The organism is Enterococcus diestrammenae, from assembly GCF_049384045.1.
GTDB classification, from domain to species: Bacteria; Bacillota; Bacilli; order Lactobacillales; family Enterococcaceae; genus Enterococcus_C; species Enterococcus_C diestrammenae.
In genome coordinates this window covers 37908-56955 of record NZ_JBMRGR010000003.1, presented here as the reverse complement: position 1 = coordinate 56955, position 19048 = coordinate 37908, and the positions used below count along the sequence as shown (strand labels likewise).

At 47.2% G+C, this 19048-nt stretch carries 20 protein-coding genes; 16 read left to right on the top strand and 4 right to left on the bottom strand.

From position 1 onward, the window contains the following. Positions 1-20: 20 nt before the first annotated feature. A complete protein-coding gene (locus tag ACO03U_RS03255; protein ID WP_204685586.1) occupies positions 21-1343 on the top strand; it encodes an NAD(P)H-dependent oxidoreductase in 1323 nt (440 codons plus the stop codon). A gap of 152 nt (positions 1344-1495) precedes the next feature. Here ACO03U_RS03255 and ACO03U_RS03250 read toward each other — a convergent pair whose 3' ends face one another. Continuing rightward, a complete protein-coding gene (locus tag ACO03U_RS03250; protein ID WP_204685587.1) occupies positions 1496-1870 on the bottom strand; it encodes a DUF488 domain-containing protein in 375 nt (124 codons plus the stop codon). A gap of 213 nt (positions 1871-2083) precedes the next feature. Between ACO03U_RS03250 and ACO03U_RS03245 the strand changes: the two genes are divergently transcribed. From ACO03U_RS03245 to ACO03U_RS03220, 6 genes are all read left to right on the top strand, one after another. Beyond that, complete coding sequence (locus tag ACO03U_RS03245) at positions 2084-2449, top strand: pyridoxamine 5'-phosphate oxidase family protein (RefSeq protein WP_204685588.1); 366 nt, start codon at positions 2084-2086, stop codon at positions 2447-2449. A 68-nt stretch (positions 2450-2517) separates the two neighbouring features. Beyond that, positions 2518-3204: an HAD family hydrolase gene (locus ACO03U_RS03240; protein WP_204685590.1), complete on the top strand. Its 687-nt coding sequence runs from the start codon at positions 2518-2520 to the stop codon at positions 3202-3204. A gap of 158 nt (positions 3205-3362) precedes the next feature. After that, positions 3363-5273 (top strand): heavy metal translocating P-type ATPase, encoded by a 1911-nt coding sequence (locus tag ACO03U_RS03235; protein WP_204685592.1) that lies wholly within the window; start codon positions 3363-3365, stop codon positions 5271-5273. A gap of 129 nt (positions 5274-5402) precedes the next feature. Continuing rightward, positions 5403-5630 carry a heavy-metal-associated domain-containing protein gene (locus ACO03U_RS03230; RefSeq protein WP_204685594.1) on the top strand — a complete coding sequence of 76 codons (228 nt, stop codon included), beginning with the start codon at positions 5403-5405 and terminating at the stop codon, positions 5628-5630. A 68-nt stretch (positions 5631-5698) separates the two neighbouring features. Then, the gene (locus tag ACO03U_RS03225; RefSeq protein WP_204685596.1) at positions 5699-6235 is read left to right on the top strand and encodes a ferritin family protein; all 537 of its coding nucleotides are present in this window, start codon (positions 5699-5701) and stop codon (positions 6233-6235) included. 73 nt (positions 6236-6308) lie between these two features. Continuing rightward, positions 6309-7004 carry a Crp/Fnr family transcriptional regulator gene (locus ACO03U_RS03220; RefSeq protein ID WP_416336778.1) on the top strand — a complete coding sequence of 232 codons (696 nt, stop codon included), beginning with the start codon at positions 6309-6311 and terminating at the stop codon, positions 7002-7004. A gap of 164 nt (positions 7005-7168) precedes the next feature. On the opposite strand, the gene ACO03U_RS03215 is transcribed toward ACO03U_RS03220, so the two are convergent. After that, positions 7169-8026 (bottom strand): AraC family transcriptional regulator, encoded by an 858-nt coding sequence (locus ACO03U_RS03215; RefSeq protein ID WP_204685598.1) that lies wholly within the window; start codon positions 8024-8026, stop codon positions 7169-7171. A gap of 123 nt (positions 8027-8149) precedes the next feature. On the opposite strand from ACO03U_RS03215, the gene ACO03U_RS03210 reads away from it, so the two are divergent. Beyond that, positions 8150-9622, top strand: coding sequence for an alpha-L-fucosidase (locus ACO03U_RS03210; RefSeq protein ID WP_423104393.1), 1473 nt, complete (start codon positions 8150-8152; stop codon positions 9620-9622). 691 nt (positions 9623-10313) lie between these two features. On the opposite strand, the gene ACO03U_RS03205 is transcribed toward ACO03U_RS03210, so the two are convergent. Together ACO03U_RS03205 and ACO03U_RS03200 are read right to left on the bottom strand one after the other, a co-directional pair. Then, positions 10314-11816 carry a flotillin family protein gene (locus tag ACO03U_RS03205; RefSeq protein ID WP_270790133.1) on the bottom strand — a complete coding sequence of 501 codons (1503 nt, stop codon included), beginning with the start codon at positions 11814-11816 and terminating at the stop codon, positions 10314-10316. Positions 11817-11823: 7 nt separating this feature from the next. Continuing rightward, positions 11824-12243 carry a hypothetical protein gene (locus tag ACO03U_RS03200; protein ID WP_204685599.1) on the bottom strand — a complete coding sequence of 140 codons (420 nt, stop codon included), beginning with the start codon at positions 12241-12243 and terminating at the stop codon, positions 11824-11826. 349 nt (positions 12244-12592) lie between these two features. On the opposite strand from ACO03U_RS03200, the gene ACO03U_RS03195 reads away from it, so the two are divergent. The 8 genes from ACO03U_RS03195 (at position 12593) to ACO03U_RS03160 (ending at position 19038) form a co-directional block, all read left to right on the top strand. Further along, positions 12593-12925, top strand: coding sequence for a zinc ribbon domain-containing protein YjdM (locus ACO03U_RS03195; protein WP_161869323.1), 333 nt, complete (start codon positions 12593-12595; stop codon positions 12923-12925). Positions 12926-13077: 152 nt separating this feature from the next. Further along, on the top strand, positions 13078-13788 hold the full coding sequence (locus ACO03U_RS03190) for a zinc metallopeptidase (protein WP_161869324.1): 711 nt from the start codon (positions 13078-13080) through the stop codon (positions 13786-13788). A 99-nt stretch (positions 13789-13887) separates the two neighbouring features. Further along, positions 13888-14538, top strand: coding sequence for a YczE/YyaS/YitT family protein (locus ACO03U_RS03185; RefSeq protein WP_204685602.1), 651 nt, complete (start codon positions 13888-13890; stop codon positions 14536-14538). 283 nt (positions 14539-14821) lie between these two features. Continuing rightward, positions 14822-16219 (top strand): hypothetical protein, encoded by a 1398-nt coding sequence (locus ACO03U_RS03180; RefSeq protein WP_204685604.1) that lies wholly within the window; start codon positions 14822-14824, stop codon positions 16217-16219. Positions 16220-16621: 402 nt separating this feature from the next. Then, the gene (gene mobA / locus ACO03U_RS03175; protein WP_204685606.1) at positions 16622-17209 is read left to right on the top strand and encodes a molybdenum cofactor guanylyltransferase; all 588 of its coding nucleotides are present in this window, start codon (positions 16622-16624) and stop codon (positions 17207-17209) included. Then, on the top strand, positions 17206-18000 hold the full coding sequence (locus ACO03U_RS03170; RefSeq protein ID WP_204685608.1) for a formate/nitrite transporter family protein: 795 nt from the start codon (positions 17206-17208) through the stop codon (positions 17998-18000). The genes mobA and ACO03U_RS03170 overlap by 4 nt, the downstream gene beginning before the upstream one ends. Then, on the top strand, positions 17984-18535 hold the full coding sequence (locus tag ACO03U_RS03165; protein ID WP_423104392.1) for a hypothetical protein: 552 nt from the start codon (positions 17984-17986) through the stop codon (positions 18533-18535). Before ACO03U_RS03170 ends, ACO03U_RS03165 begins: the two co-directional genes overlap by 17 nt. A 14-nt stretch (positions 18536-18549) precedes the next feature. Further along, entirely contained in the window at positions 18550-19038 is a 489-nt protein-coding gene (locus ACO03U_RS03160; protein WP_161869380.1) for an NADH-quinone oxidoreductase subunit NuoE family protein, read from the top strand. Positions 19039-19048: the final 10 nt, after the last annotated feature.

Here is a 19048-nt window from a genome sequence, read left to right as displayed (position 1 = left end):
ACAAGAAAGAAGCGATCAATATGAAATTAGTCGGCATCGTCGGCTCCAATGCAGAACATTCTTACAACCGCTTATTACTTCAATATATTGCCAGCCAATACAGTCACTTATTTGACTTGGAAATTTTAGAAATACGTGATTTGCCTTTGTTTAGTCAAGATGAGGACCAGACCAATAGTGTGGCTATCCAAAATCTGACCCGTAAAATCATGCAAGCAGAGGGTGTGATTATCGCTACCCCCGAGCATAACCATACGATTCCGGCCGGGCTAAAAAGTGCAATCGAATGGCTTTCCTTTAAAGTCCATCCATTTGAAAACAAACCAGTCTTGATTGTCGGAGCATCTTATTATGATCAAGGAACGTCCCGCGCCCAGCTGCATTTGCGGCAAATTTTGGATTCTCCTGGGGTCAATGCTGTGGTGATGCCTGGCAATGAATTTTTGCTAGGCTCAGTTACCGAAGCTTTTGATGAATTGGGCAACTTAAAATCAGCAGGGACACAGCAATTTCTTGGGAGTGTCTTAGAGAAATTCAGTCACTTTATCCAGATTATTTCTGTCCTAGAAACGCCTGAATACCAGATGCCACCAGAAGATTTGCATGCCACTGGCCAAATCGAAACGACGGTCGCCAATGTCGAGATGGCCGCAGATGATTGGCTTGAACAAGCCGCTGAACAAGTCGGTGCCGTCACTGCCAACACCTATGTGCAGCTAGATCGAGGATTGTTGACTGTCGATCAACTCAACTGGTTTTTGAACTCCATGCCGCTGGAACTCACTTATGCCGATAGCAACAATCAGTTTTTATACTACAACCACAATGCCGAAGCTGAGGACATGTTAGCAAAACGGCAGCCGGGACAAGTCGGGAATCCTTTAGCCAATTGTCACCCACCCAAAGCCTACAAAAATGTTGAATGGGTTATCCAACAATTACGCAGCGGCAACCAAGACCGCATCCGCGTACATGTACCAAATCATGGGCCCAATCAATTTGTCGTTCATAATTACCAAGCGATTCACGATGAAGCCGGTAACTATGCTGGCATTAATGAATATATCCTAGATTTACAACCGTGGATCGACTGGTATTTGCAACAAACCGGCTACCAGCTTTTGACGGCAGAAGGAACGCCAATCAGTAACGAGCAGCCTGCTACTCCAGTGGACGGTGTCTCTGGCGCTTCCACAAAAGCGCCAACGACTTCGGCTGTAACCACTGATGCTGTTTCCGGCGCTTCTGAAAAACCGGCCAAAGTTGCCGTTGCCGCTGGTGCAACGACAACGGCCGCCCCACCTAAAATCGATGGGGTCTCCGGTGCTTCTGAAAAGGGATAATTCCTAACAGAGCACCAACGCTAACAGAGCCCTAAATAGCCAAACGAATCAGGTTCCCATCCCTGTTCGTTTGGCTGTTTGTATTTGTTGTTTGAAGGGTGCCTTCGCTTTTAATAGAGAAATGACTTATAAATAGTTATGCTCTATAAAAGCTAATGTATCAGGCTTTTTTCTAGCCATTCTTTGAGGACAACCGCTTGATTGTGTTCTTGATTTTTGGCACCATAGATGAGAATCAGGTCCTGGGTTTGGCTGACGATGGTTAAAAACGCTAGTATGGCTGGACGATAAGGATTGCTAGTGATTTCAGCAAGATACTGTTCTTTAAATTTGTCATAGCGGTCATCTTGATGATTAAACCACGAGCGCAAATCGTGGCTCGGGGCAAGTTCTTTTAGCCACCATTCATAAGGTAAGTCGGCTTTGGACACCCCCCGTGGCCAGAGACGATCCACTAAAATCTTATACCCTTTTGTGTTTCGCAGCTTTTGCTGGTCATAAGCTCGAACTAAACGAATTTTTTTCATGTTGCATCCTCCTCTTTGCTAGTGGTCCTTAACTCTCGCCGGTCTAGTGTTGCCCATGAACCTCTTAACGCTATTAGGGTAATCCAAATAAATCGCTATATCAAAAATCTGAGCTCATTTTTTCGAAATCGTGGTCGCCCCATAGACGTTACTTAGGAAAGATTTGTCGAGTGGGTGGTATACTAAATGAGAAATAAAAAAGGAGGGACAGTTATGAACGAGAAGTTTCTAGAAGTTATTGCTCATGAAGGGCCGGTTACGATTGTTACTATCAATGGCAATCCGGCCCACGTAGTCAACACATGGGCGTCTTATATTACCGTCAAAGCAGATACGCTTTTGATTCCCGCAGCAGGCATGCACAGTATTGAGGCTGATTTTTTGAAGGACAACCATGTTTTATTGACTTTTGGATCGAAGGAAGTGGAAGGAACAGTCGGCCCAGGAGCTGGGTTTCATGTCCTAGGAACGGGCCAATTTGTGGAAGCTGGCGTTGACTTCGAGGAGAAAAAGCAGCAGTTTCCTTGGGTAACGAGACTCTTGGTGGTTTCCATTCTTGATGTCCAACAAAAAATTTAATGCGTACGTGGAAAATAGCGATCGCTAACACTTGAGTGATAGTAATTTTGGAAAAGAGAGAGAGACCTATGATTAAAGGTGTATTGTTCGATTTTAACGGCACGATGTTTAAAGATTCCACGTTTAACGAAGCGGCTTGGCTAGCATTTGCTGAAAAGGAAGCTCACAAGAAACTTAGTCGCGAGGCGTTTGACCAACATGTCCATGGTAAAAATAATCGTCTGGTGTTGGAGTACTTGTTTGAACGCCCCTTTACCAAAGCTGCTGCCCTCCAGTGGGGAGAAAAGAAGGAAGATATCTATCGGGATATGGTCCGTAGTCATCCCAAAGAGGCTCATTTGACCGCGGGCTTACCGGAATTGCTGGATTTTTTGCAGGCTGAAAAGATTCCTTTCAATATTGCTACAGCTGCGGGGAAGGGGAATTTGGATTTTTATTTTGAACGTTTCGACTTGGCAAAATGGTTCGCTTATGAGCAAATCGTCTATGACAATGGCGAGCGCCAGAGCAAGCCGGCACCGGATTATTACTTGGCTGCTGCGGCGAAAATCCAGGTGCCTGCTAGCGACTGTCTCGTCTTTGAAGATTCGCTTTCCGGTATTCAAGCCGCTCATAATGCCGCTGCGGCCAAGATTTTTGCCATCACCACCAATGACAACGGGGCTCAGCTAGCTGCACTCCCACAGGTGGCAGGGGTGATTGATGATTTCACCGATTCTCGGATTCGTGACGTGTTGATGGCTAGAAAGGATTGATTAATAAAACTGCCAGTAGGTTGTTTCGACAATTTGCTGGTGGTTTTTGCAATTTATTGACACCATCGCTCGTTTTCTTGATACCCATCAATTCTTTCTTCGGTCAAAGGCGCTAAACTGACCTTGTCAATCAGAAAGCAGAGAAAAGAGGAACTGTCATGAAAATGCAACGTCAAATTTTGCAACATAAAAATCACCTCGCCATCATCAGCGGGGGCCTAATCGTAGCCGCTTATCTTTTCCAGTGGGGATTTCACTGGTCAGCAGGGTGGCAAGGCGCCATGATTCTCGCGTCGATCCTGGGTTTTGTGCCCATTGCGCTACAAGCCTATCAAGCCTTGCGGGTGAAGGTGGTTTCCATTGAGCTTTTGGTCAGTATTGCCGTTTTAGGGGCCTTTTTCATCGGTGAATACAACGAATCCGCCATCGTGACCTTTTTGTTTTTATTCGGCGCATTATTGGAACAAAAAACCTTGGAAAAAACCCGCTCAGCCATCAGCGCTTTGACCAAGATGGCACCCGCTACGGCCATCTTGGTGGGCACTGAGGGGGAACTTGAAAAAGTGGCAATCGATGAAGTGGCCGCCGGAGATCGCCTACTGGTCAAGACCGGAGCGCAGGTACCGGTGGATGGTGTCATCGCTAGTGGTAGCGGTCATTTGAATGAAGCCAGCGTCACCGGCGAATCGAAAATGGCGGCAAAAACCGTGGGGGACCGCGTATTTGCTGGTACGATTTTGGAAAATGGTACCTTGCAAGTTACCACGGAAAAAGTCGGGGAGGATACTACTTTTGGGAAGATCATCGAGTTGGTAGAAGAAGCCCAAGATGCCAAATCTGGCGCGGAACGTTTTATCGATAAGTTTGCCAAATATTACACACCGGCCGTTTTGTTGCTGGCCTTGGTGGTGGGAGTGATCACTGCTGACTTACGCTTGGCCATCACCATCTTGGTCTTGGGTTGCCCAGGAGCGTTGGTGATTGGCGTGCCGGTTTCCAGTGTGGCGGGGATTGGCAATGGTGCCAAGCACGGCATTTTGATCAAAGGTGGGGACGTGTTGGACAGCTTTAGCAAGGTGGATACCTTCGTGTTCGACAAAACCGGCACCTTAACCGATGGCAAACCCACTGTGGCTAAGGTGACTAGCTATGGCAAGATCTCTCCCGCAGAAGCCTTGGTTTTAGCCGCTGCTGTGGAACGGGAAAGTGACCATCCCCTAGGACAAGCAATTTTGGACTATGCCGCAGTCAAAGAGTATCCGGTCGTCAGTCAGACGCAAGTCATCAAAGGTCAAGGTATCGCAGCCAATGTCGCAAATCATCAGGTATTAGTAGGCAATGGAAAACTTTTGGCAAGCCATAAGATCCAGTTGACAGCGGCTTTGCAACAAGATTTGACGGCGCTTGAAGCTAGCGGGCATTCCACGGTGTTCGTCGCCATCGACGAAGCACCAGCCCTTTTGATCGGCATCAAAGATCAAATCCGGCCAGAAGCCGCAAAAACCTTACAACAACTCCGGCAAATGGGGGCCAAGCAATTGGTGATGTTAACCGGGGACAACCAAGCTACCGCTGATTTAGTCGGTAAAACTCTCGGCCTAGATGTGGTGCAAGGGGGATTATTGCCAGAAGACAAATCTGCTTATGTCCGCCAGCTACAAGCCCAAGGACACAAGGTGGCCTTCGTGGGGGATGGAGTCAATGACAGTCCCTCCATCGCTTTGGCGGATATCGGGATCGCGATGGGCAACGGCACTGACGTGGCTGTGGAAACATCGGATGTGGTATTGATGCAATCCAGCTTTGCCAACCTTGTCCAAGCATACGGTCTGACGAAAAAAACCGTCCTAAATATGAAAGAAAATATCTTAATCGCTGTGGGGGTGGTGTTGTTCTTATTAGTTGGCTTGATCGTGGGCTACATCTATATGGCTAGCGGCATGCTAGTCCATGAGCTGAGCATTTTGGTGGTGGTAGTCAACGGTATGCGCTTGCTTGGCTACCGGGTGAAATCATCCCCGACAAAAGCTCTGGCAGGCACCCCGACGACCATTCCGGTAAAAAATTAAACGAAAAAACGCCAATCTTGACGGCTATCAAGTTTTTTTCAAAACAAACCAACTATAATCAAAGTATCGAGAAGGCGTCGGTGCCCATCCCCCGCTTTCCCAGTTTAGAAAATGAAAGGAAGAATTCTCATGGAAAAAGTAATTTTACAATTAGGTGCCTTGGCTTGCCCAAGCTGCATGCAAAAAATCGAAGCAGGGGTCAAAGCACAACCCGGAGTCGAAAATGTCAAAGTCTTGTTTAACGCCAGCAAAGTCAAAGCCGATATCGATGCCAGCCAAACCAGTGGCGACAAACTAAAAGAAGTCATCGAAAACCTCGGTTACGAAGTGGAATCTGTCAAAGTCAAAGCAATCTAGTTGTTGTGATCTTAAGTAGCTGTCAAATGCCAGCATTACCTATTCCCCAAGAAAGAAGATGTCTTTAAATGACGCCAGCAGAAAAATATCAAGCCGAACAAGCCCAAGCAGAAATCGATCACCATACCCCGACTGCTGGGGCGATGATTGGGCATATTATCAGCAATCTCAAAATCCAAGAAAACAAGTTATGGCAAAGTCGATATTACGCCAAAGGACCAGATGCCTTTTTCATCACCAGCGAGTTTTCAAAAATCTTAACAGAAGCAAGCGCGTTTCTTGACCAATTGAACCAACTGATGTTAGATGAAGGAGAAGTCATTCCCACCACCACTGAAGAATTCAACCGCTATAGCATGCTGGAAGAAAGTGGCCAGCGAAAATACGAAGAAACTAGCACCTTGATTTTTGACACCGTGAAGGATTTCAACACGCAACTCCTTTTTGTCACGCGGGGAATGGCCCTCGCCGAAAAGGAAGAAAAGCCTGGCTTGGCGCAACTTTTGCAAACCTTGTATGCTTGGTTGAAGCACCAAAGCGCCGTCTTGCAACGTTATTTAGGCCATGAGGTGATGGAAGACTTAGAAGAAGATGACGAAGACTAACCTCCAGATCCAGATGAGGCCCAGTCGAGTCAGTGAGTAAACAAACAGGAAGGCTGTGAAGATTGTGCCTCAAATGTCATCATCGCATAAGAACCATCCAGAGAAAATAAACCACCAAGAGCACCTCTGTGTCACCTTGGTTCCGTTATTTAATCACTTGGACCTAGCTGACCAACAAAAAATCAATCAGCTGGTCCATCACCGCAGCTTTGCCAAAGGAGAACAAATTTTGACTCCAGATGGCGAGCCCCAACTGGTGATCGTCGCCCGGGGCAATTTGAAAGTCTACCAACTTTCCCCAGCCGGGCGGGAACAGCTATTGCGAGTGGTGGCTCCTGGTGGCTATGAAGGAGAAAGCCAACTCTTTGGGGCCAAAAACGACGACTTTTTTGCTGAAGCCCTACAACCCACCGAAGTCTGTGTCTTGAAGCAATCCGATTTTCAAGACTTGTTATTGCAATACCCACAACTCAGCCTGAAACTTTTGGAACTCACCGCCGACAAAATGACCGCCGTCGAACAACAGACCCAGTTTCTTTTAATGGAAAAAGTCGAGGAGCGTTTGGCGAAGTACCTGACGGATCTGATGCTTGCCAGCGAATCACCAAGTTTGACAATTCCCATGAAGATGAAGGAATTGGCAGCCTATCTCGGCACCACCCCCGAAACCCTTTCCCGCAAGTTCAAACTATTGGAAACGCGCGGCTTGATTGCACGCAAAGGGCTCAAGGTAGCGGTGTTGGATGCAGATGGGTTAGAAGAGCTTTGAGAAAATGAGAAGTACAGTGAAAAAACACGGTCTTTGGGATCGTGTTTTTTTTGTTGCAGTTTCGGTTGATTTGGTGAGAAATTGTCCTTTGAGTAATTGCTTGGTGAATAAAGTCATTCCCAAGCTCTCAGCTAGCTATGAAACAACAGTTTTAGAAAAGCCCGTTAGTCTTGCTGATGGGCTTTTCGATAGTCACTGGGGGCGACTTGGCACTGCTTTTTAAAGGAATGGCTGAAATGCTCCAGCGAGGCGTAACCGAGTTTATCGGCAATTAGCGAAATGGCCTCATGGGTTTCTCGCAACAGCATCTTGGCAGCGGCCATGCGTCCTTCAGTCAGCTTACTTTGGAAGGTTTGGTCGTACAAATCGCGAATTAGACGTTGGGTTTGACGACTGCTGAGATGGAGCTGATTTGCAAGATCTGCTAGGGAAGCTTCACCGGTGCCTGCTAAGAAATATTGATCGATCATCAAGTCCCGTTCCCAGCTGGTATCAAAGGAAGTCTCGTTAGTAGAGAGGGCCGTCTTCAGCACGGTTTCTGATCCAGAAGCTCGCAACAGTCGAATCAGAAGTTGCTGGATTTCGGCGATGACGGCTTCTTCAAAAAAGGCTGGCATTTCCCGTAATTCTGTCACCACTGTCGCAAAGTGGGGCTCTAAGTTCCCTAAATCCTTCGTTTGATAATTTGCTAACGACTCCAAAGCGCTGGAAAGTGGGGGGGGCTCGCTCGTTATCAAAAGATTAAGGCAGTATTCTTCCATCGGCTGTTGGGGATCGGAAAACTGACTGTGGGTAATCCCCGGACCAGTGATATAAAGGCTGCCTGCTTCTACAAGAATCCGCTGGGAGGCCGTTTCGACCCAGCCAAAACCTGCCACACAAAAGTGAATTTCAAAGTGATCAGCCCCGTGACGATGGGGCGGGATGGGCGCAAAAATTGGTCCGCCACTAACCCGCAAGATGCGAATCTGTAATTTACCTAGCTCAAAAGCTAATTTGGGATAAAAAGCAAAAGGTTCCATGGCTCCTCCAGTTGTCAAATCACGACATTATTTTGCTAAAAACGTCCGCTGTGTCTCTTATGTAAAAATAGCATAGCCGCTAGAATAAGGCTATCACAATTTGCAAAAATAGGAGGCTTTTCCATGTACGATTTACAAGCAAAAATGGCTCAAGTGGCAGCAATCATCGCACAAGGTCCTTACCAAGACAACTGGCAATCCTTGCAACAATATACCCCACCTAAATGGTATCAAGAGAGCAAGTTTGGTATTTTCATTCACTGGGGTGTCTATAGTGTGCCAGCCTTTGGGAGCGAATGGTACTCTCGCAATATGTATATCCAAGGCTCACCGGAATTTGCCTATCATCGGCAACATTACGGGGATCAGCAAGTTTTTGGCTACAAGGATTTGATTCCTTTGTTCAAGGCGGAAAAGTGGCAGCCAGCAAAATGGGCCCAACTTTTCAAGGATGCCGGGGCGCAGTATGTCGTGCCAGTGGCGGAGCATCATGATGGGTTTCAGATGTATGCCAGTGAACTTTCCCAGTGGAATGCCAAACAGATGGGGCCACAGCGGGATGTTCTGGGGGAATTAAAGGCGGCACTTGTGGAACAAGGGTTGACTTTGGGAGCCTCGAGCCATCGAGTGGAGCATTGGTTTTTCATGGGACATGGGCGAGAGTTTGCCAGTGATGTCCAAGGGGAGATGCAGCGGGGAGATTTTTATTGGCCAGCGGAAAAAGAAGCTGCCCATCATGATTTGCAATCCCAGCCGACACCCACAGCAGAATTTTTGGAAGATTGGTTAGCCCGCTGTTGCGAAATCATCGATAGCTACCGTCCTCGAATTTTGTATTTTGACTGGTGGATTCAGCATCAAGCCGTTAAACCTTATCTGCAAAAACTCGCCGCCTATTACTACAACCGTGCCGCTGAGTGGGGCATTGAAGTGGTGATCAATTATAAACATGATAGTTATATGTTTGGTACAGCCGTGGTGGATATCGAGCGGGGGCAATTTGCTGATACGAAGCCGTTTATTTGGCAAACAGATACAGCGATGGCCTTGAATTCTTGGAGCTATACCAAAAATAATCATTACCGAAGCCCGCGGGATTTGCTTTGCGACTTGGTGGATATCGTCAGCAAAAACGGGCGCCTGCTTTTAAATGTCGGTCCGAAATCAGACGGTACAATCAGTTCTGAAGAGGAAAGAATTCTCCAAACCATGGGACAATGGCTTCAAGTCAACGGAGAAGCTATCTATGGTGCCAAAGTCTGGCGAATGTATGGTGAGGGGCCGACCCAAATCGTCGAAGGTCAATTTGCTGATGGAATCAAAAAAGAGTTTACCTCTGAGGATATCCGCTACACAGTCAATGGGGACAGCATCTATGCCACTGTCTTGCGTCCTACAGCAGATGGCGTCTACCGCTTGCCTGCACTAGGTGTGAATGATGCCAGTCATAAACCGCTGTTCAATGGGATTATTCGACAAGTCAGCCAACTGGGCCAAGCGACGGTCCCTTGGAAACAGACAGCCAATGGACTGGAAATTAGCGGAGTTCCAGTGACAGATGATTTGCCAGTAGTCTTTCGGGTGCAACTGGTTTAGTAGTGGAGATAGTGCGGCCGCTGGCTAAGTCGCCCTCAACTAATCCAACATCTTCACGGAGACCAGCTTATACCTTAAGAAAGCCGGCCGGACTTGCTTCCGGAGAATCCCTTGGGTGGTAGTGGACCGGTAAGTGCCAACCAAAGGACAGTTGTCATTTTGCTAGCTCATCTTAGCGAACTCTACTTAGGTGAACTGTATGGGATAGGCTTCTTTAGCCCTCGGACATTCTTGACATTACTACCTGAGGAACTCACCTACAACAAGACCAACCGGTTTTGTTGATAAACTTCTTATATTTAATTCATTTTAAGTAATTCTATGATTTCTAAACCTGCTATCTATCGTAAAAATGGTGAAATTTAGCGGAGTAGAATTGGAATAGCAGTCGCTCACAGGATGTGAGATGGCTATAAAACCATTGCGCATACAGTCATTTCTAAGCAGAGACCGCTAAGAAAGACTAGCAAATGTACTTAGAGTTGGTGGCACTTGTGACACTTACTCTAAGTTTGAAGCTCCAAGGGAAATGACAAATTGCTTTGTATTTGGCATTTCCCGGTCCAGCTACAGCTATTTCAATTCTTACGGAGCTAAATTTCACCATTTTTGTACCATCGATTAAAACTTATAAGACCTTAGTGTATCAAAAAAACACCGCCAACTTCCTTGAGTTGACGGCGTTTCCTCTTTAAATATTGTACTTCGAACCGCGGCCAGGTTGGTCATCATCTGGGGTTGGTTTTTCTGTTTCGGGTTTAGCAGGAGCCGGTTTTTCGGCAACGGCAGAAGTTGGTGCCGCAGGGGCTGGTTGCGTCTCAGTGACGGCAGCGACGAGTTCCCGGTTGCCGGTGCGAGTGGACATGGAGTCATTGATCAAGGTGACCAAATCCAGGCCAGTGGTTTCTTTGATGGTTTCAAAGGTGCGAGCGAGTCCGGCTTGGCCCATTTCAGGCAGGCCGTCGCCGGAGCCAAAGCTGACCACTTTGTCGATGTTGGAAAGTGGGGCGTTGACTTCTTTGGCGATGGCTGGCAAGACTTTGATGAATTCCATCAAGATCCCGGCTTCGTTGAGTTTGGTCAAAGCAATGGCCATCTTTTCGCGACTTTCGGCTTCGGCTTGACCGACTTTGGCGATCTTTTCGGCGTCGGCGCTCCCGAGTTTTTCGATTCGTTCCGCTTCCGCTTGGGTAGCTAGGCGGACTTTTTCCGCTTCGGCTTCAGCACGGGCGATTTCCCGGGCTTTGTCTGCCAAGGCGTTTTGTTCCACCACGTATTTGTCGGCTTCGGCTTTTTTCCGCAAGGTAGCATTGAGTTCTTTTTCCGTCAGTTCGGCTTGTTTGGCTTGGATTTCGATATTCTTATCTTGTTCAATCAAGTTGACTTTCATTTTTTCAGCCACGGCCACTTGTTCCGCTTGGGCTTGAGCAACTTCTTGTTCTTGTTGGTATTGGGCTTGTTTCAAAGCCATATCCTTGTTGGCTTCAGCGATTTCGGTTTTCCGACGAATTTCTTCGTGTTGGGCCAACTGTTCGTTTTCGGCTTGCTTGATCCGGGTTTCCCGAAGCGCGTTGGATTCGGCAACTTCCGCATTCTTTTTGACTTCGGCGATTTGTGGCCGCCCGAGGGCATCCAAGTAGCCGTTAGGATCGGAGACGTCTTTGATGGTGAAGGAGACGATTTCCAGCCCCATTTTTTTCAGGTCAGTGGAGGCGACGTTTTGGACTTGTTCGGCGAAATCATCGCGGTTTTTGTAAATTGCTTCCACCGTCATGGTCCCGAGGATAGCCCGCAAGTGACCTTCCAAGACTTCTTTGGCTTCGTCTTCTAATTCATCTGTGGACTTGCCTAAATATTGTTCGGCCGCGGTCTTGATGGCTTCTGTGGAGTTGCCCACTTTCACCAGGACAGTGGCGGAAGCTTTGATTGGGACCCCTTGTTCCGTATAGACTTCTGGCGTGCCGATTTCCAATTTATGGGTCAGCAAGCTGAGTTTGTGGGCCTTTTGGATGATGGGAATCACAAAAGTCCCGCTGTTTTTCAAAATTTTGATGCCCTCTTTCCCCAAAAGAGAACCCGTCACGATCAAGGCCTCATCAGGCTTCCCGATGCGATAGCGCACCATCAAAAAGATCAAAAGGGCGACGACTAAGAGAATGATCAATAACACTGGACTTAAAATAAAACCGAACATAGCTTTCTCACTCCTTCATAAAGGCTTTGTTTTTCACAACTAAGGCAATGCCCCGCTCATCAAAATCGATGATCAGAACCTTGGTACCAACTGGAAGCAAGAGACCATTCGTGGCTTCTGCTTCCCTGTACAACCGGGCTGGATGGACTGAGCGCGCCTGTTCAGAGCCCGTCACCATCACTTCACCAATCGAGGAACCATGGATTTTTTCCGTCAGTTCGCCAATCACAAAATCATCTTTTTCCATCACATTGCTGGTGTTTTTGTCGGTGAAACGATTGTACAGCCACATAAAAGGACTCAAAATGAGGCTAAACAAAAGTGAAATCACCAAGATTGCCAATACACCTAGCAATAGCCAGGCGATGACCTTCCCATAATTAGGCAGCCAAGCCAGCTGATTATTGATCCAATCTAAGACAACCATCTGTGTTCCCACCTTTCATCTTTCAATCATCTGTTCCTCGTTATGTTTAAGCTAATGATAGGACAACTGACAGCCGGCTTCAAGGAAAATCGTTAGGGAATTTGTAAAAATTTCCCGGCTTAACAATTCCCTAAGTTTTGCGGATGGAAGCCTTTTAGCACAAAATCATCCCTTATATATGAAGGAAAAAGCAGAAAGAGAAAAGCACAGGTGACAAAAGTGTAAGTTGGTTATTTTTTTGAAAGTTTCCTTTTTAAAGGCGGACCCCTTTTTTTCATCTTTTCAGAAGTGAATTTTTCAAGTACAATAGGAAACATCACAAAAAATTACACAAAAAGGAATGAAGCAAATGTCTCAATTACCGAATTGTCCCCAATGTGCCTCCGTTTATACCTATGAAGACCGTGGCTTGTTTGTCTGTCCAGAATGCGGACACGAATGGAGCGAGGCCGACGTGGCAGAAACTGGCCTAGTGGTGAAAGATGCAAATGGCAATCTTTTACAAGAAGGCGACAGCGTCACCATCATCAAAGATTTGAAAGTCAAAGGCGCTACCGGACCGTTAAAACAAGGCACCAAAGTCAAAAATATCCGCTTAGTCGAAGGGGATCACAACATCGACTGTAAGATCGACGGCTTCGGAGCGATGTCCTTGAAATCGGAATTTGTCAAGAAAATCTAAGCTCGCAGGATTTCCAAGCATCGTTCACAAAAAGTTCATCAAGGCTTTGTATACTATAAGAAATCAGACGAAGCGGCAGCTGAGTAAGCATGGGGATGATCCTGTGTTGATTTTGCACTAGGCTTCGTTAGAGTATGAATGAGGTGAGTAGGATGTTTCCTATGGGATATGGTTTTGGTTTTTTTGACGGCACGATGATTTTGGTGATTATCGGGATGGTCTTATCGATGGCCGCCTCAGCTTACGTCAAAAGTACCTTTAGTAAATACGATCAAGTGAAAAGTCGTAATCAGGTGACTGGGACAAAAGCCGCCCAGTACATCTTGAATAGTCAAAATATCCACAATGTCGGCGTCCAGCAAATCGCCGGCGACTTGACGGATAATTACAACTCAGGCACGAAGATGTTGAGCCTGTCAGAAGCAACCGCTCAATCCACCTCCGTCGCTGCTATCGGTGTGGCGGCTCATGAGTGTGGGCATGCGGTGCAAGATGCCAAAGGGTATTTCCCTTTGCGATTGCGAGCAGCGATTGTCCCCGTGGCCAATATCGGTTCCTCCATGGCGATGCCGATAATTTTGATTGGCTTGTTTTTACAGACGCAAGCCTTGATTCAACTAGGGCTAATCGCCTTTTCCTTGGCCCTGTTGTTCCAAATCGTCACCTTGCCAGTGGAATTCAACGCCTCTAGCCGGGCTTTGTCGATTTTGGCTGAAGGCGGCCTCTTGACGGAAGAAGAACTTCCTCAAGCCCGTAAAGTCCTAATTGCAGCCGCCTTGACCTATGTGGCAGCGGCGATCAGTACTGCGTTGCAACTCTTGCGCTTGGTGTTGTTGTTTGGCGGTCGCAATGATGACCGCTAAAGGAGCGTAAAATCAAAAGCGACTCCGGTTCTTTGCAGGATCGGAGTTGTTGCTTTTGGAGACGTAGTTGAAGCTAACACTGGAAAGGAGCCGTATGTGATGATTAAAATAACTAAGAGCCAGTTGATACAAGCCGCTTATGCCACCCTTGGCGTATTGATTTTAGGCTTTGGCGCCACGATTTTACGGGAAGGCCATGTGGGGATGGACCCTTATACCTCAGCCAATATTGCCATTTCGGGGATGCTGGGCTTGTCTTTGGGGGTCTATCAGTTGGGTTTGAATCTGGTTTTTTTACTGTTAATTTTTTTATTTGGCCGGAAATATATCGGGTTTGGGACGGTTGTGAACATGGTCTTTACCGGTTTTTTCATCGATATGTTTACGGCGTTGTTTGAAAAAGTCGGGATTCAGGCGGAAACCCTACCGATGAAGCTTCTTTTTTTGGTGGTAGGTACCGTGATTTTCACTTTTGCCGTGTCCTTGTATACCGGGGCAAATCTGGGAGCTGCGCCTTATGATGCCTGTGCGCCGACGATTGTCGATCATACTGGTTGGCCTTATCGGGTGGTGCGGATCATCCAAGACGTGTCCTTTACCTTGCTGGGTTTCTTCCTCGGTGGACCCGTGGGTGTGGGGACCTTTATCAATGCCTTTCTTACCGGACCATTGATTACTTTTTGGAATGACAACGTGGCTGGCCCATTGATTGCCAAATCACTGGCAGCCGTAGAAAAGTCAAACGGATGAAAAAGAACCCTCAGCGAGAGCAGCGAGGGTTCTTTTTAATTGACGTAACCAAAAACACTGGCTCCAACGAGTAGCTACATAGAAGCTGGCGGAACACGGGTTTCGTCGGTTTTTGTTTTCTCAAGAAGTCTCGCGGACAAGCTTACTAAGCCCTCTAGGTTTCAGATTTTCGACATCAGCCCTGCTCCATGCTAAACTTAAGAAAAACTTAGAATATGACGGGTTCTATTTTTCGCGAGGGTGGGGAAAGCTCTGCAAGCGCTGATGAAGGAGACTTTTATAAATGAGCAAGATCAAAGACTTTCTGCGGTTCTTTAGTCGCAGTACGCCTTTTCTTTTAGGCAATACGTTAAGCTTTTTGCCTTATTTACTTTTTTTAAATTACAGTGATGGCTTGACTTGGAGGAGTCTGGTGCCGTTTGTTTTATTTTATTCGTTTCGCATGACGGGGATTTTTTTGTTGCGGGCAATGCCTACTGGAGTCAATAGCTATACGCTGCTGATGATTGCGATTTTGCTGGGGTGTGGCGGTTCCTTGGTGGGGACTTTGGGTTTTATGTTTCCAAGTTTCTACAAGGTGGCGGCACTTGCTTTGGGGCTTTCAGCGGCTTGGTTTTTGCCAGCAAAACTGACGGTGGATCAAGAGGAGGCTGCCACGGGGTATCAAACCTTGAAGCCAGCTTATATGGTAGGAGGTATGCTTTTAGCGAGTGTACTATTTTTGACCTTATCGGTGGGAAGCGTGGCAGGGCGGACTTTTTCGTTTGCAGCCTATACGATTTTTTATGTTGCCAGCTACCATACGGTGACTCATTATCCCCATTTTGATCTGCATTTTGCCGGGTTTCGCAAGCGTCTCTTGCAAGCAAAGCAGGTGGGTCTCTTTACAGGATTTCTATTGTTGTTGGTCCTGTTGACGCTGCTACCTAATGTTGTGGCCAGCTGGGAAAGCGGCTTAATCCTGATGGCCACTTGTATTATTTTTGTGCTTCTGGTCTTATTAACCGCGCCTAATAGCCCCCAGAAGCGTTTGCCTCGTGGGTTGGTTTGGCTGACTGGGGCTAATGGGATGGTGGCGAATTTTCTATTTCTCTTTGGCTCCCTGTATGTCAGCACGGTGGAAGGGGCTAGCCAAGTGCCGATGCGGGTCTTTCTGCCGTATATTTTAGGGATGGTGCTGGGGTTATTGCTTCGGCCACTACTTTTGGCTCGAGTGGGGGAAACGTGGGCGCCACAGCTTTTACTGCTGGGACAAGTGGTGGGACTGCTTCTTTTCCTCTTGTTTCCCAAAATCAGCTTGGGTTTGGCAGTCCTCAGTCTGTTTCGCAGCATGACTACCGCTTGGCTAAACGACGTGTATCAAAGGCAGCCGACTTTGCCTGAAAATCAACGCCTCTTAGCCAAGTTTACCTTGCAGAACAAAGGCAGTTTGCTTCACCAAGGGATTTTGCTGGTGATGTTGTCGGGACTGCTGTTGTTGAAAGGCTTGCCTCAAAGTGCTTTGCGGATTTTGACGACTTATACCGCTGCTAGCCTGCAAGAAAAAGCCGTCTTGGAAATGGCCAAAGACCTCAATGTTGCGTTCTTGGTCATCGCTTTGGTGGCTTTGGCCATCGATGGGCACCGACACCCTGTAACGCTGACCAAACCAACAGCAGAACAATCAAGCCAAGAGAAATGACAAAGCACAGTATGTTTCTTAGCGTTGAAGAAGTCCTCTAACAAATACAAAGAAGAAGCCTATTTTCCATTGCATGCTGGAAGATAGGCTTTTTTTGCGCTAAAAGCGTTTCTTCCAACAGGGGCTTGAGTCGGGCGCTTTTTACGTCTGGTGGGAGCAGTTGTTCAAAAGAAGCCAATAGCGGGGAAAGTAACCAAGAAAATCAAGGGAATATCACGAAAACAGGGTGGTCTTTCCGGAAATCAGCCGCCTCTGCTCTATGCTCCTACTCCCTCCAAAAGAGTGAGGCACAAATACTTTTTGGATAGCGCTTTCAAATTACCGTTGACTTCAAACGGGAAAGTGACTATACTGAAACTGAAAAAAAATTAGGTAATCAGAAAAAAAGTTAGGGTGTCGTTGATGGAGATCAAAGAGGCAACAGCGGTGATTTTATGCGGGGGAAAAAGTCGCCGGATGGGGTTCAACAAGGCGCTATTAACAATCGATGGTCAGTTTGTCTTGGCAAAGAGCGCCCAGCATTTGCAACAGCTTTTCCCCAAAGTAGTTTTGATGACGGATCAAGCTGGACATTTTGCGGGGCAGGCGGCCTTTCGTGAGCTGGTGATTTGGGAAGATCGCTACCCAGCTTGTGGTCCTTTAGGAGGAATTGCGTCTGCTTTGGAGCAGATCACGACGCCCTATGCTTTTGTGATGGCTTGTGATATGCCGGAGCAACCGCTGGCGGCGATTTCCGCTTTGGCAGCTCAGGGAAGTCAGTCGCAGGTTGTGCTTTATCAACGAGAGGGGCGCTTGGAACCCCTCTTTGGCTTTTACCATCAGTCCTGTTTACCGATTTTTCAAAAGCAATTGCATCAGGGGCAAAGACGGATCAAACAACAGTTTTCCCAATTACAGGTGGCAAAAGTAGCCACCGAGGAGTTGCTGTTTACCAACGTCAACACCCCAGAAGAACTAAGCCATTGGCAGAAAGCGGAGGGAATGGGATGAACAGTTACACGACTAGAGAAGCCATGGATCTTTTGATTGAAAAAGCCAAGACCAAGACGAAACTTTCTCTGGCCCAACTGGTGATTTTGGGGATCAATGCCGGGGCTTTGATTGCTTTTGGGTACTTGGCTTTTTTGCGAGTCAGTGGCGCCGTGCCACAGCAGTGGGGGAGCGTGGCCACCTTTTTAGGAGCCTGCGTCTTTCCTATCGGCTTGATCGCCTTGACTTTTTTAGGTGGAGAGCTCTTGACGGGAAATATGTTGGTGATGACGCTGGCGTTTTTGGATCACGGCATTGCTTTGCGAGATTTGGTGAAAAACTTGCTGTTGGTTTTTCTGACAAATGTCGTGGGAGGCACCTTGGTAGCGTTCTTTTTTGGGCATTTTGTAGGCTTGAGCGAGGGCAGCTTTTTGGCTAAAACCGTAGCTGTGGCTACGGCCAAACTGGCAGATGGGCCCTTGATGATGGTGGTTTCTGGTATTGGCTGTAATATTTTCGTATGTATGGCGGTGTTTATGGCCACCGTCAGCAAAGATTTTTTGGGAAAAATGTTTAGTTTATGGTTTCCCATCATGATTTTTGTCGTCTGCGGCCTCCAACACGTGGTGGCCAATGCCTTTATTTTGCCAGCTTATTATTTTGCTGGCGGCGGGATTTCTCTGGCTCAAATCGGGGAAAACTTGCTGTTTGTCGGGCTGGGGAATGCCATCGGTGGGGCCCTTTTTGTCGCTTTTCCGTTGATTTTACTGAATCCGCGCCCACAGGAGGTAGATCATGAAAACCATGTCTGAGCCCTATCTCCCTCGGGTCATCCAGATCGGTTCTACCGGACGCAATAGTGGCAAGACCACTTTGGCTCTGGAGTTGATTCGGCATTTGCGTCAGGAACGACCGGTGTATAGCCTCAAAATCATTACCATCAAGCCCCAGCAAAAGGGCCATTGCCAACGAGGTGGATTAGGCTGTGGGATTTGTACCGCCTTTACCGGTGGCTATGAATGGCAGGAAGAGACGGTTACCAAAGGCTCCAAAGATACTTGCCAAATGCTGGCTGCCGGCAGTACCAAAACCTTTTTACTGAAGGCGGTGGAGGAACAGTTAGCAGCGGGTTTTGCTGAGATTTATCGACAACTTCCCCCAGAGGCTTGGCTGATTTGTGAATCGAATACGTTACGAAAAGTTGTCCGTCCGCAGTTATTTGTGATGATGGACAATCAAAAAAAGGCGAAACCCAGTGCGGCGGTCGTCTTTCAGCAGGCAGATGTCGTGCTGCAAAAAGCGACTGACTTTGATTGGCGCCAGCTTGCTTGGGCAATGTCTAAATAATTTTGGAGGATATGATGACGACTTTAACCTTGGATGAAAAATTAGCTATTATCGAAAAATACCAGGCCAATCCGGAACAAATCTTGAACATTTTGGTGGACCTTCAGTTTGCTTCAACACAAGGCTACTTGGATGACGAGACGATTCAGTTAGTAGCGAACTGTCTGCATGTGACGCCGACTCGCGTGTCTGAAATCGTCAGCTTTTATGCCATCTTAAAAGACCAGCCCCAAGCCAAATATGTGATCAAAGTCTGTAATAGCAGCCCGTGTCACTTTTCCCATGGTCCGCTGGTTTTTGCCCAGTTGGAAAAACAGCTGGGAGTCAAAGAAAATCAAATAACCCCCGACGGTCTCTTCATGTACCATGGGATTCCCTGTTTTGGGGCGTGTAATCAAGACCCGGTAGTCAAGATCAAGGACACGGTATTTTCCCAGTTGACGCCGGAAAAAATAAACCAGCTGCTGACGGATTTGCGTAATGGGCAGTATCCGAATTTATAGGAGGAAAATC